Below are 12,620 nucleotides of genomic sequence, written 5' to 3'. Positions count from 1 at the left end.
AATCTGGTTATACTCTTGAACGTGCTGAATATCAGCACGTTTTTGTTTAAGTAAGCCTTTGGCTAGATTAGAGTATAAACCGCAGTTTAAGTAATAAAATTGGAAGCTAGATGAGTCGATTATTTAATGAGAGTGATAGCCAAGTTTTAGCCGATATTATTCGTCTTCGACGCGATGTGAGAGGCAATCGATTTAACGATAATCCCGTATCTGACGCCGACATTGATACGCTGCTAAATGCCGCCATGCAAGCACCTTCAGTGGGTTACTCACAGCCGTGGCAATTTGTGGTTATTCGCGACTCAAGCGTTAAACAAGCCGTACAGCAAACGTTTATCGAAGCTAATGCCACTGGTAGTATGCAGTTTACTGGGGATAAACGCGCTCAATATGATGCACTGAAACTCGAAGGTATTCTTGAGGCTCCGGTCAATTTAGCCGTATTTTATCAACCGAGTGAAACCGCCGTTTTAGGGCAAACTAGCATGCCTGAGATGGGTAAATTTAGTGTTGTTTGTGCCATCCAAAACCTGTGGCTGATGGCACGCTCACTCAATATTGGCGTGGGTTGGGTTAGTATTCTAGATCCGCTAAAGGTCAAAAAAGCACTAAATGCCCCCGAAAGTGCTGAATTGATAGGTTATCTCTGTATAGGCTACGTTGATGAGTTTTTGGCAGAGCCCGAGCTCAAACAGAAAGGCTGGCAGCAAACGAAGTCTGCTACCGAGGTTATTTTCAAAGACCGCTTTAGTTAACCCTGCTTTCTTTTCTGCTTCATCCGCTCCCGCATCTCAGCCACCATCTGTAGATACTGTTCATATTGTGGCTCATCCAAGATCTGCTGCATCTGCTCATCTCTGGTCTCTGCCGCAGCTCTCATCTGTTCGCCCTTCTCACGACGACTCCCTTCGCTATCACGAAGTAGTTTCATTTCGTCATGAAATAATCCCATCACCGCTTCCGTTTCGATTTGTTGCTCGTCGGTGAGATTAAGCTCTTGAGTAAGTTTGGCTAGCATCTGCCCAGATTCAGGTCGCTCTCCAGCAAATACATTCACGCTTAATATACTCAACAGCAGTGTCATTACGATTAAGATACGTTGCATTAGTTTACTCCTTTAGATTGGAGTCACTATTATAGTCTGTTGTTTGTATTCAAGATGACGCCTTAGGTAAACAACTGTAAAAGCATGTCAATTCAACACTATGCTAGAGGGTCTGAACTCATCCAACATAGCTAGCAATACTTAATTATCAAAAAATATAACCCTTTTTCCCAAAGCTCACGTTTATAACAATTAGAAGCAACAGCGCAGTTTTATCTTGGCAAATTTTAGCCTTACTTTTGGAGTCGTTATGAAAAAATCATCTCTTGCAGCACTTGTGTCAGCTTTAATCCTATCAACCAGTATTTCAGCCCCCGTATTTGCCGCCGATATTAGCTTTGCGCATCTGGAAACCATCGGCACTAGCAGTATCGTCGCCGAAGCTGACATGGCTGAAATAAACGTGGAGGTGGTCATCAAGGCGGAAACAGCTAAAGCCGCCAAAGCTGAGTCGGATATTGCAGTGGCTAAATTTATTGCACGCTTAGAGAAAGCGGGCGTGAGCAGCGAACTTATTCAAAGTGCCAACATTAATCTACAACCGCAGTATCACTATGAGAAAAATAAGCCCAATAGACTGATTGGCTATAGCGCCAATCGTCGCGTAACCGTGACGGTCTTAGATTTAGCAGAGCTCAATCGCATTTTAGATACTGCGCTTGAGCAAGGTATTAACCGTATTAATCATATTGCGCTTAAATCGAGCAAAGAGGCACAATACCTAAAGCAAGCAAGGATTGCAGCGATTAAAGATGCCCAACAAAAAGCGACGGAAATAGCACAAGGCTTTGGCGAAGAGCTCGATGGAGTGTGGCAAATTCGCTATTTTGATCAACGTCCAGTACAGCCGATGATGATGAGAATGAATGCTGAAAGTGATAATTTCAATGTGCCTAAAAGCTACCAACAAGGGCAAGTCACTATTCAAGATAGAGTGGAAGTCACCTATAAGTTGAAATAACGGCTATAAATTAAAAAGGCTTCTCAAACTATATGTCGTTCGAGAAGCCTTAATTACTATTACTAAACATTACATGTCGATTACAAGGTATAGCGAATACCTATGGCCACGCCATCATCTTCAGATACCGATTGCATCGCTTCATTTTCTGGATTAGCGCTGCTGAAATCACTGAAGTCGACACGGCCTTCTAAGTAGAGCACCACACTGTTATCCCAGACATAGTGCACACCGGCAACGGCAAATTGACGTTTAAACACATCCCCAGGATGCGCCGCCTCATAGGCATCACCGGCCTCTAATATATTGTATGAGGCGAGTAGTTTGACACTATTGTCCAAGTAATAGGAGAGTAGCGTTTCAAGGCCCACTGATTCTTGCAAGAAGCGACCTAAGTTATCAGTATCGTGAAATTCATTTTGGTTAACGTTCATTGCTGCATACCAACCATACTCGTCCCAACTGCCCCAGGTTAACCCCATGCCATAGATATAGTCGGTCTCAGAAATAATCCGTCCACTGGCCGTGGTACCTTCAGGCTCTCCAATGTTACCGCCAACAGTAATAACCAACTTATCGGTTGCTTGATAGGTCAAGCCAATACCATAAGTGTTGTCGTACTCTGTCATCACCAATCGATTGGGATTGTTGCTGCCATCATCTTCAATATCAGTCTGACTGTTTTTTAACTGCATTTGCACCGCGATACCTAGATCTCCCCAGCTATTACGATATTGAATCACTTTATCACCACGACCAACACCATTGATGGCACCGTCCGACTTGTTGTACGTGTATGTACCAGATGCGTTACCGTCCCACACAAAGCCATAGTTGGTATTATAAACAACGTCGTACCATGCGCCCCACTGCTTACCAATCGCAATAGATCCAAAATCTGCATGACTAACACCAATGTAGCCTAGACGGTTGTTTAAAAAGTCTCCGCTTTTAGTCTCGAAGTTACTTTCGCTACTGTATGATATCGTCGCATTACCAAAAGGGTTTACTCCCCACTCTAGCTTGACGTAGCTCCTCCAGTCATTAGACATTTCACGAGTAAAACCAAAGTTAATTCTGGAGATACCATTAACCACCTCCGTGACATCTTGCGTATTAATCACTCGGGCATCAACAAAGCCACCGACTTCAAATGCATTTTTACTATCTTTAAATACCTCTACCGCGAAACTTGTTGGCACAAAAACCAACATTGCCAGTGGCAATACTACTAGCGCTTTATTCATAAAATCTCCAACCTTGGTTATTTTTACAATCAGCCTTAGCGTACTTCACTCGCGGTTATCGATAATTTGTATCCAAGGAGCTTACTCAAAAACCGCATTCACTAAACAGAAAACATAGCAAAAAATCAGGTAAATACAAGTTGATAGCTAATGAGGTATTTATATATAAAGTGATTAGAAATGCTTGAAGATACTCCACCTCGTATTTTCAGCATTAGAAAGAAAACAATTATAACGAAGGAGTACTAGGGAGGGGATAGGCCGCAGCACTCAACTACGGCGATTAAGTTTAAACACTCAATTTTAGGCGCATTGTCGTGCTAGATAGACTTTATTTTTACCAGAGAACTTGGCTTTGTATAGCGCTTTATCCGCCTCTTTAAGCAATGCACTCAAGCTCAATGCTTGCTCATTGACTACGGCAATTCCTAGGCTTATCGTAAACTCGATGGTGATCTCATCAAACTTAAAAGACTGGCATGCAATTGCGCTACGAATACGTTCAGATATTACAATAGCTGCTTTTTCATCGGTATTGGGCAGCACAATCAAAAACTCTTCACCGCCAATTCGACCAACTAAATCCTGTTTTTTTAACCAGCGCTCAGCACGTTTAGTCACTGCTTGAATGGCCAAGTCGCCAATATGGTGGCCGAAGCGATCATTAATGCTTTTAAAATTATCGATATCAAACACAATAACCGATGCCGATTGCTGTTTTCTAATCGACTTCTCAATCATCTTTTCACCTGTCTTGAAGGTATGCCCCCGATTAGCAATCCCGGTGAGGAAGTCAGTTTGAGCTCGGCGTTTAAACACTTTTCGAGAATGCATTAAGAAGAACACGGTCGCTAGTAACACCAGAGCGACCAGTACAAAAATACTCAGCTTAAGCTCATTAATACGCTCTTTATCTATCGCAGCTTTAAGATTCAATTGATTAATCGCGAGTTTATTGGAAAGCAACTCATTCTCAAACTCTGCCAATTTTGAATTATGCGCTAGTGCTGAGTCGATGACTTCGTTATCGATGATGTTTTTATTGTACTCTCGCTCTTCATCAATCAATTTTAGTAGCGTATTTATTGCCACTAAATACTCCTGCTTATCGAAAGCAATAATGGCGTCAGCCGTCAGCAGCATACTGCGCATATTGGCAGGAAAAGATTTATCTTGCTCAAAAATTCGAGCCATATTCGCCGCTTTTTCGGTCTCACCGGTACGCATATAAGCCTGTGCAAGAAACAGGTGAGCACCGCTAACAAAAAAGCGCTCGAGAGTAGTATCTTTAAGGGAGATGGCCCTTTCAAGGTTCGATATCGCTAATGGATAATCAAATGCACCTAATGCGATACGGCCAGAGTTGAGGTAGGCAAAAAAATAAAAATCTTCAAACTCAGGTGCAGCTTCAGCAAGTGCAAACTGCGCTGCAATATTAACCTGGGCACGCTGCCAGTCGCTCAATTTTATCGCCGAGCTGATCATATTGTGCTGCATATTAAACATGTCTTCTTTATCGTCGACGGTTTGCCAGGTTTGATAGGCTTTATCAAAGTTATCATAAGCGCGTTTATGCAGGCCTACAGTGCGATACAGGCTACCTGTAGCATTGTAAATCATGGCTTTGCGATTAACGTCGAGCGTTTCACTCTTATCAACAATCACCATGGCTTCGTCGAGTAGCGCTATTCCCTTATGCACCGTTGTCGCGGTGTTATAGCAAAAGGCATTCTGTGTGAGTGTCTTTGCCAACAGCGTTGCGTTGTTATGACGCCTAGCAAAAACCAGTGCTTTACGCCGATCGCTACAATAAACATTGGGATCATTAGTCTGCAGATACAGAGCAAAAGAGCGCTCTAAATAGCTATCGATCAGAATATCGCTAACCGCTAATGGCTCAACCAAAGCGATCCCAATATCGTAACTGGCGATGGCTAAATCTAATTGACGGGTTTTTTCGTATAGCTGGCCATAGAGGAAGTACAAACGGGCATTATCATAGGCGGTCAGTTCACTAGCCTTAATATCCAACTGCTCAAGTAATTCAAGTCCCTCAGAGGGCGAACCTTCATTCACTAATGTTTCCAATTGAGTCAGCGCGTCATTTGCTTGCGCCGTAGAGACCAGCGTCACTAAAGTAGAAATAAGGAAGACAAAGGCCGCTACTATTGTTTTTATATGCATATACAGCTCTGTATAACAGGCTCTGAAAAGTGATTATTTTTCAGAGTAACACATGGGGATGTTTTGTATACTTTGTTGATTTAATTAGATGTTTATGCATTAGAACATCACGATACTTTCGATTATCCTTATACCGAAATTCAGAATCTTTCGACATGTAAATCTAGCTAGCAAACCATTTAGTAGCTTGCAATGCTAAAAATCGACCATTTACAGGTATAAACTAAAAATGAAAAAAAGGTTAACAAACTTGCTAACCTTTCCGACTTTGATGACGGGATTAGCAGGCTCGTACTAGTGCTTGCTCCACATCAGCAATGATATCGTCAATATGTTCAATACCGACCGAGATCCGTACCAAATCTTCTGACACTCCCGCTTTTGCCAATTCAGTCGCATCTAACTGTCTATGGGTGGTCGAAGCTGGGTGACATGCTAACGATTTAGCATCACCGATATTGACCAATCTTAAAATCATCTGCAGTGCATCAATAAAGCGGCCACCAGCGACTTTTCCGTCATCCGCCTTGATACCAAAACTGATGATCCCGGAAGCTTTTCCAGCCGTTATTTTGTGGCAGTTATCTTGAAATGGACTATTCGGCAGCGCTGCATAATTGACCCATTTCACTTTAGGATGTTCTTCTAAATATTGCGCTAGCGCTAACGCGTTGTCGCAGTGACGCTCCATTCTTAACGCCAGTGTTTCTAGCCCTTGCAGTAATAAGAAAGCACTTTGCGGTGATAGTGCCGCGCCAGTATTACGCAGCGGTACTACACGACAACGGCCAATAAATGCAGCTGGGCCGAAAGCTTGGGTGTAGATCACACCATGATATGACGGATCCGGTTCATTGAGCAGTGCAAAACGCTTAGGTTGCGCCGCCCAATCAAACTTGCCACTATCAACAATAGCCCCGCCAATTGTGGTGCCATGGCCACCGATATATTTAGTCAGCGAGTGAATAACGATGTCGGCACCATGCTCAAACGGTTTACACAACACTGGCGTCGCCACTGTGTTATCAACAATGAGCGGCACACCGTGTTTATGAGCAATTTCTGCGAGTCGCTGCAGGTCAACGATATTGCCTGCTGGGTTGCCAATTGACTCACAAAACAAGGCTTTGGTTTTATCATCGATAAGGGCATCTAATTGGTCGAACTCATCAAATCCTGCCATACGGACTTCGACGCCTTGCCTTGGCAAGGTATGAGCAAATAAATTATAGGTACCACCATAAAGTTGACTGGTACTAACAATGTTGTCACCCACTTCGGTCAGTGCTTGAATCGCATAAGTGATTGCGGCCATGCCAGAGGCAAGCGCTAACGCAGCAATCCCACCTTCTATGGCAGCCATGCGTTGCTCTAGTACATCGGTTGTTGGGTTCATGATGCGAGTATAAATATTGCCAGGCACTTTAAGATCGAATAGATCGGCGCCATGCTGAGTGTCATCAAAGGTATAAGAGGTGGTTTGATAAATAGGTACAGCAGCAGCCTTGGTGGTCGCTTCCGATTCGTATCCGTGGTGCAGTGCTAAAGATTCCAGTTTCATACCAGCCATATCCTATCCAATTTGAATGAAATACCAACATAACAAACGGCCATCTAGAAGTCTAAATGTTTTTTGATATGCTGGGTTACTTTAAAAGACATAGACTTATCTGCATGCCTTGTACTGCACCACCGCAGAACATTGGAATCACTGTAGGCAAAAGCTAACTCTCTTCTGCACCAAACTGTGCTGGCTGTTATATCAGCTACTGTTTTTTTATAATCGAAATCAACGTCGTGGCGCTTCGCCCATTCTTATAATCAAGAGTAGAGCCAAAGGGGAAAGCGCTTGCGCCCGCTCTTGATTTCATAAGAGTCAATCCCTCAGCGCCCCGGCGAAATTTAAAAGCTTTTAATGGTAACTCTAATGCTGAGAATTTTCGCTTTTATAACCCAGTGCAGATGCGGCTGAGGCCTTTGATGGCATGGATGCCATCGTAGAGCTTCCAAGACCAATTCTGTTCCATACAGAATTTGGCATTTCCTCCCTCCGTGGAGGTCAGACGAACTTTCTGCGTGCCTCTGTTACGTCTGCACATACGCCAACCGCAGGTCATTGGAACCACTTTGGTCAACAGCTAACGAGTAAGAATTGCTGTGTGGGCTAGTTTGTTACTCACCCACACAACTCAAACTTATCGGTATTAGATCCTTTCTAACAAGTCTGCTTCAAACTGCTCTGCAGAGATATTCATATCCAACTCGGCAATTCTGGCATTTAGCTGCGCAAGATCATTCTCTACCGTCGATATGGTTAGGGTGTTGTCGTCTAAGCTATAAACTTGCTTTAGGCTAGCAAAATAAAAACTCAAGATGATAAAAGCATTCTTGTCGTTGCTATCTGCTGCCACTTTAATTTTGACCAACTTACGATAAATCTGGTTATTCAACTGCTTTAAGCGCCACACATAATAAACTTCTCGCATAAAGGGCTTATGCTTTTGCGAATGCAGCACCCCGCTGCAGAGGACTATCGCCATGATCACTCCCATCACATTTAGATGGAAATTACCGGTCGAACCATCACCCGCAACATCGGCTGCACCAAAAAAATGGATCAACAAGGCGCCAAATAGCAGTGCAAGTATCGCTAAACTGGCGACAAAGCTGCCGATCACAATATTAGTATTCTTGCGGTAGGTTTGTTTATCTATATGCATTAATTGCATCAAAGGCTCTCAACGTTAAGCGGACAATAAGGCGGCTATTCTAGCATCTTAGTTAGCAGTAAATATTCGTAAAATCCGCTTTGTTGCAGTAAAACGTTTGTATTAATAGCCTAAACTTGGCAAGTTAAGCCCTTACTGAAGTAGTAGTGACTAACCCAACCTATGTCACAACTTTTGCCAAACCTTCACTTTGGAAGTAAAAACATCTAGACGTCTAAATTGACAGGCGCCGTTGGATCTCATATCCTCTCAACTATTGAGATGTACCATTCTGTGAGTTTAATCATTTAAAACACAGTTTGTTCCAGCTAGGAGGGCAATGGGAACAATGGTTCGATGACTGATTTAATAAGAAGAGAGATTACATTGACGAATTCCACTAACGCCCCTAAAGCTCCAGCCACTGACGTAATAGCGCCATCGTTTCTTGCGCTGACACCACTATTTCTATTTCTAACACTGTTTATTGGTGCTGGAGTTTATTTTCAAAGCCAAGGTGTCGACTTTGCTTTTTATCAATTGCCAAGCGTGGTCGCCATTCTCCCGGCCATCATCTTTGCGATTCTAATCTCTAAGCAGAAACTCAACCAATCAATTGAAACCTTTTTAGCGGGTATTGGTCACTCCAACATCATTGCGATGTGTATGATCTACCTGCTCGCTGGTGCGTTTGCTGCAGTAGCAAAAGCAACTGGCGGCGTAGATGCTACCGTTGCACTTGGTTTATCGCTGGTTCCATCTAGTTTATTGCTGCCAGGCTTCTTTGTGATTGCCGCCTTTATTGCTACTGCAATGGGCACCTCAATGGGCACCATTGCCGCTGTAGCTCCTATTGCATTGGGTGTTGCTAACGAAGCACAAATTGATTTAGCGATTATGGCGGGTGCTGTAATATCTGGCGCTTTATTTGGCGATAACTTATCTATCATCTCAGATACTACCATTGCAGCCACGCGTACTCAGGGCTGTGAGATGAAAGACAAGTTTAAAGAAAACCTGATCTTCGCTATCCCAGCCTCTATTATCACCTTGATTGTGTTTACCCTTGTCGGTCAAGGTCAAGCTGACGTGGCAGCGCAAGAGATTGACTTTATAAAGGTGATCCCTTACCTAACGATTCTGTTTTTAGCTGTCGCTGGCTTAAATGTATTTGTCGTCCTGACTGTCGGCATTTTGCTAGCAGGTGTTACTGGCCTACTCACCATGGATTACGGTGTCATCCAGTTTGGTCAAGATATCTACGCAGGTTTTGGCAACATGCAAGAGATCTTCATTCTGTCTATGCTGGTCGGTGGCTTGGCCGCACTGATGCAGCAGCAAGGTGGCTTAGCATTTGTTAGCAAGCAGATTGAAAAGTTGATTAGCCGTTTCTCAAAAGCTAAAGGCGAGGCATCATGTCGCGCTTCAGAATTGGGTATGGCTGGCATTGTAGCTGCTACCAACACTTGCGTTGCAAACAATACCGTGTCGATTGTGGTCACTGGTGATATTGCAAAAGACTTGGCTAAAAAGCACGGTGTCACCCCAAAACGTGCCGCCAGTATTTTGGATATTTTCTCATGCATTATCCAAGGTCTAATCCCATATGGCGCACAAGCACTATTAGTTGCATCAACCTTTAGCTTGTCACCATTAGAAGTGGTTGCCCACGCTTGGTACTGTATGATCCTTGCAGTCGTCGCGGTGCTAATTGTGGTTTTTCGCAAGCGAAACTAACTGGTATTGCCCGCATAAGCCACAGCTAACCTATCGCTGATTGAAAGAGCACCTTTATGGTGCTCTTTTGCTACCCCATCACTACTGCGCAGCCCATCTACCGTTAGCTCTGTAGCTACAACCAATCTAATACCTTGTTATTTATCCTTTTCTTTATACCTTAATATATTTACATCAACAAAACGTTATAACGTATACATTATCCAGCCAGTTTAATATCATGTTACCAATTGTTGTTAATTCGCTAAACAAAAGTGATGTGACTGGAGAGTAAAATGATTAGAAGATCAGCGATATTGTTCGCTTCGGCAATGCTAGCCGCTTGCACAACGACGCCACCCCCAAGCGTCTCCCCCGAGCTGACTGAGGCTGATTACCGGCGCGCCGAAGCATTTTTGCCGAAGAATGTCGGTAACATGGTCCGAAATCTTGCAGTTAAACCTAAATGGATCGATAACAGTAGCCAGTTCTGGTTTAGCGAAATCGATAAAGACAGCAACTATAGCTATTTCTTAGTTAATCCAATGCAAGCTAAAGTCTCAGCGCTATTTGATCATAAAATACTGAAAGCCAATCTAGAACATGACGGATCCAGCCCATTTCAGCTTAAAGTTCACAAGGTAGACTTGCAGAAAAATCAGCTGACGATGCGTTATAACAAGCAAGATTATCAATGTGACCTGCTCAGCAGCCTTTGTGAAAAAACCGCTAAAAAGAACAAAAAACAGCAGCCAAGCTACTCCTCTCCTGACGGCCATTATGCATTGAGCGTAAAAGGGTGGAACCTCTACTTAACCGATAACCGCAGCAACAAAGTTAGCCAGCTAACATTTGACGGCACTGAAGGTTATCCATATGCGGTGCAAAACGTTAATCCTAAAGCCTATATCAATAAAGATCCCGCTATGGTTAAACAAAAGCTCAGTGTCTACTGGTCTCCTGACAGTCAAACCGTGTTGACCCATAGAATGAACCGCGAAAAAGTAAGCAAGCTGCATTTGCTCCAATCGAGTCATGACCAAGGCCTACGCCCAAAGCTATACAGCTACTATTACCCGCTCGCGGGCGATGAAAACTTACCATATGGCGATATATACTCTATTGACGTTAATAGTAAAAAGGTGACTAAAGTAGCGGCACCAAAGTTACTACAAACTTACTACGGTGGTCCGATCTGGGGATGGTGGGAAGATAACAACCGCTTCTACTTCTTAGAGCAGACTCGCGCTAAAAAGCGCATCAGCTTCCATGAATATAATCCCGAGGATCATCAGGTACGTCTAATTACTGAAGAGACCTCTGATCAATTTCTTGATCCTTGGGCGCAAGATGCTTGGGTACTGCCAGAGTCAGACGAGGTCGTTTGGAGCAGTCAGCGCTCAGGTAAGCAACAATATTACCTGTATGAGCTATCTAGCGGTAAGCTTAAAAATAAGATCACTCAGTGCGATTGCTTTGTGAGAACTTACCGCGCCTTAGACGAGAAAACTCGCACGCTATATTACGAGGCATCTGGCGGATTCGATGATCGCGACCCTTACTTACGTCACCTCTATAAAGTTAATTTGGATGGTACGGGACACAGCTTGCTCACGCCTGAACCGCTAGAGCACAGCGCGCGCATTGCACCTGACTTTAGCTACTTTGTCGATATTTCATCAAGTGTACAAACCGTGCCAACGAGCAAGGTGCGTAGCACGGTAGACGGCAAGATCGTGATGACGGTTGGCACACCGGATGTGAGTGAGCTAATGGCCACTGCCTGGCGCGCCCCAGAACCGTTTCAAGTGGTTGCCAGTGATAATCAAACCAAGTTATACGGCATAATGTACAAACCCAGTAACTTTGATCCGGCTAAGCAATATCCGGTGATTGATGCAACTTACACCGGGCCACACAACTTCTTCACTCCTAAGTCATTTTGGAGCTACTTTGAACAAGCGCAATCGTTAGCTGAACTCGGGTTTGTTGTCATCAAAATGGATGGTCGCGGCACCAGTAAACGCGATAGAGAATTTCATCTAGTTGCTTACGAGAATTTAGCAGCGGGTGTCGATGACCACGTGCAAGCCATTAAAGATCTAGCCAAGCGACACAGCTACCTTGATATTGACCGCGTAGGCATCTACGGCTTCTCTGCTGGCGGTTACGACACAGTACAAGCGATGTTTAGGCATGCAGACTTTTTTAAAGTTGCGGTCGCTGCATCGGGTAACCATGATTTTAGAGTCGATAAAACCGGTTGGAATGAAACCTGGTTAGGCTACCCCGTCGCCAAACATTGGGATCAGCAAAGCAACTTAAATATGGACAGTATTGCCAAACTCAAAGGTAAGCTACTGCTAGCCCATGGTGAACTTGACGATAATGTTAACCCTGCTGCCACACTGCAACTGGTCGATAAACTGATAAAAGCCAACAAAGATTTTGACTTGATGATCTACCCTAACCGTAACCACTTCCTAAATGACAGTGACTACTTTGTGCGTAAACGTTGGGATTATTTTGTAGAACATCTGCTTGGCGCTAAGCCCGTAAAGGAGTACCAATTCCAACAAAAGTAATCCACTAGAACTAACTATGAGATATGCGCTTTGGCCCAATTAATCCTGGGGGAAGCGCATTTTTTTATCCGTTAGCATCGATTGAACAGCTTGCGTAAGCACAATGATTGAGGC

Annotated in this window: 10 protein-coding genes; 4 read left to right on the top strand and 6 right to left on the bottom strand. The window is 43.8% G+C overall.

The features are described 5' to 3' along the window. Positions 1-110: 110 nt before the first annotated feature. Complete coding sequence (gene bluB, locus JK628_RS03485) at positions 111-755, top strand: 5,6-dimethylbenzimidazole synthase (RefSeq protein ID WP_202287889.1); 645 nt, start codon at positions 111-113, stop codon at positions 753-755. Here the strand turns inward: bluB and JK628_RS03480 are convergent. After that, a complete protein-coding gene (locus JK628_RS03480) occupies positions 752-1,105 on the bottom strand; it encodes a hypothetical protein (RefSeq protein WP_202287888.1) in 354 nt (117 codons plus the stop codon). The genes bluB and JK628_RS03480 overlap by 4 nt on opposite strands. Before the next feature lie 250 nt (positions 1,106-1,355). On the opposite strand from JK628_RS03480, the gene JK628_RS03475 reads away from it, so the two are divergent. Beyond that, positions 1,356-2,066 (top strand): oxidative stress defense protein, encoded by a 711-nt coding sequence (locus JK628_RS03475; protein WP_202287887.1) that lies wholly within the window; start codon positions 1,356-1,358, stop codon positions 2,064-2,066. A gap of 80 nt (positions 2,067-2,146) precedes the next feature. On the opposite strand, the gene JK628_RS03470 is transcribed toward JK628_RS03475, so the two are convergent. The 4 genes from JK628_RS03470 to JK628_RS03455 all read right to left on the bottom strand — a co-directional run bounded on the left by JK628_RS03470 (position 2,147) and on the right by JK628_RS03455 (position 8,226). Continuing rightward, positions 2,147-3,313, bottom strand: coding sequence for a porin (locus tag JK628_RS03470; protein ID WP_202287886.1), 1,167 nt, complete (start codon positions 3,311-3,313; stop codon positions 2,147-2,149). A gap of 303 nt (positions 3,314-3,616) precedes the next feature. After that, entirely contained in the window at positions 3,617-5,497 is a 1,881-nt protein-coding gene (locus tag JK628_RS03465; RefSeq protein ID WP_202287885.1) for a tetratricopeptide repeat-containing diguanylate cyclase, read from the bottom strand. A gap of 280 nt (positions 5,498-5,777) precedes the next feature. Next, entirely contained in the window at positions 5,778-7,058 is a 1,281-nt protein-coding gene (locus tag JK628_RS03460) for an O-acetylhomoserine aminocarboxypropyltransferase/cysteine synthase family protein (RefSeq protein WP_202287884.1), read from the bottom strand. A 643-nt stretch (positions 7,059-7,701) separates the two neighbouring features. Beyond that, positions 7,702-8,226 (bottom strand): DUF3087 domain-containing protein, encoded by a 525-nt coding sequence (locus tag JK628_RS03455; protein WP_202287883.1) that lies wholly within the window; start codon positions 8,224-8,226, stop codon positions 7,702-7,704. 336 nt (positions 8,227-8,562) lie between these two features. On the opposite strand from JK628_RS03455, the gene JK628_RS03450 reads away from it, so the two are divergent. Next, entirely contained in the window at positions 8,563-9,942 is a 1,380-nt protein-coding gene (locus tag JK628_RS03450) for a Na+/H+ antiporter NhaC family protein (RefSeq protein WP_443019987.1), read from the top strand. Here JK628_RS03450 and JK628_RS23420 read toward each other — a convergent pair. Continuing rightward, positions 9,939-10,067 carry a hypothetical protein gene (locus JK628_RS23420; protein ID WP_272931642.1) on the bottom strand — a complete coding sequence of 43 codons (129 nt, stop codon included), beginning with the start codon at positions 10,065-10,067 and terminating at the stop codon, positions 9,939-9,941. The two genes, JK628_RS03450 and JK628_RS23420, sit on opposite strands and share 4 nt — an antisense overlap. Before the next feature lie 150 nt (positions 10,068-10,217). On the opposite strand from JK628_RS23420, the gene JK628_RS03445 reads away from it, so the two are divergent. Continuing rightward, on the top strand, positions 10,218-12,506 hold the full coding sequence (locus JK628_RS03445; RefSeq protein ID WP_202287882.1) for a S9 family peptidase: 2,289 nt from the start codon (positions 10,218-10,220) through the stop codon (positions 12,504-12,506). Positions 12,507-12,620 lie beyond the last annotated feature (114 nt).

This window comes from Shewanella sp. KX20019 (assembly GCF_016757755.1).
Lineage (GTDB): Bacteria > Pseudomonadota > Gammaproteobacteria > Enterobacterales > Shewanellaceae > Shewanella.
This window is presented reverse-complemented; position numbering and strand designations above follow the sequence as displayed.

Coding starts and splice junctions, on each gene's coding strand:
- JK628_RS03455 (WP_202287883.1), bottom strand. CDS start 8,226: ATGCAATTAATGCATATAGATAAACAAACCTACCGCAAGAATACTAAT.
- JK628_RS03450 (WP_443019987.1), top strand. CDS start 8,563: ATGACTGATTTAATAAGAAGAGAGATTACATTGACGAATTCCACTAAC.
- JK628_RS03445 (WP_202287882.1), top strand. CDS start 10,218: ATGATTAGAAGATCAGCGATATTGTTCGCTTCGGCAATGCTAGCCGCT.
- bluB (WP_202287889.1), top strand. CDS start 111: ATGAGTCGATTATTTAATGAGAGTGATAGCCAAGTTTTAGCCGATATT.
- JK628_RS03465 (WP_202287885.1), bottom strand. CDS start 5,497: ATGCATATAAAAACAATAGTAGCGGCCTTTGTCTTCCTTATTTCTACT.
- JK628_RS03475 (WP_202287887.1), top strand. CDS start 1,356: ATGAAAAAATCATCTCTTGCAGCACTTGTGTCAGCTTTAATCCTATCA.
- JK628_RS03460 (WP_202287884.1), bottom strand. CDS start 7,058: ATGAAACTGGAATCTTTAGCACTGCACCACGGATACGAATCGGAAGCG.
- JK628_RS03480 (WP_202287888.1), bottom strand. CDS start 1,105: ATGCAACGTATCTTAATCGTAATGACACTGCTGTTGAGTATATTAAGC.
- JK628_RS03470 (WP_202287886.1), bottom strand. CDS start 3,313: ATGAATAAAGCGCTAGTAGTATTGCCACTGGCAATGTTGGTTTTTGTG.